Genomic DNA, 476 nt, shown 5'->3' with positions numbered 1-476 from the left:
GCACACAGGTGCTCGTCGTGCTGCTGCCGGATTGCGCACCGAAGATCGGCCACACCCGCTCCAGACCCCAACCGCCGATGATCGCTACCCGCACGCGCTCCATGCCCCCGTCGCGCATTCCGGCGAACACGGGAGCGTTGAGCGCGGCATAGGGCAGAACGAGCGCCAGCACGCCGCCGTCGCGCAGGTAGCGTTCCGCGCCGCGCGCCCAAAACAGCGCACACATGTCCTGTTGTGTGGCCAGACTGCCACCGACCCAGAGATTGTAGCTCCGCAGCGCCTCGCGCAGCCGGTCCTTCATGTCCGCGCTCAGGTGGCGATAAACGATCCAGGGCGGATTGCCGATCAGGACGTCAGCCCGGTGATCGGGATGCGACAGCCACACTGGGCGCAGCAAGTTGCGCAGAATGAAAGTCCAGATGTGGTTGCGGCCGTCAAGATAGAGTTCCTTGAGCTGCGCGAACGTTTGGCCGAGC

The 476-nt window shown here is 65.3% G+C and carries 1 pseudogene; it reads right to left on the bottom strand.

Annotation, left to right across the window (positions count from 1 at the left end):
- Positions 1-476: pseudogene (locus EN780_RS39510) on the bottom strand (SAM-dependent DNA methyltransferase); the annotation flags it as partial.

Origin of the sequence: Mesorhizobium sp. M4B.F.Ca.ET.089.01.1.1, from assembly GCF_004022605.1 — a bacterium.
In the GTDB taxonomy this organism is placed as follows: Bacteria; Pseudomonadota; Alphaproteobacteria; order Rhizobiales; family Rhizobiaceae; genus Mesorhizobium; species Mesorhizobium abyssinicae.
This window is presented reverse-complemented; position numbering and strand designations above follow the sequence as displayed.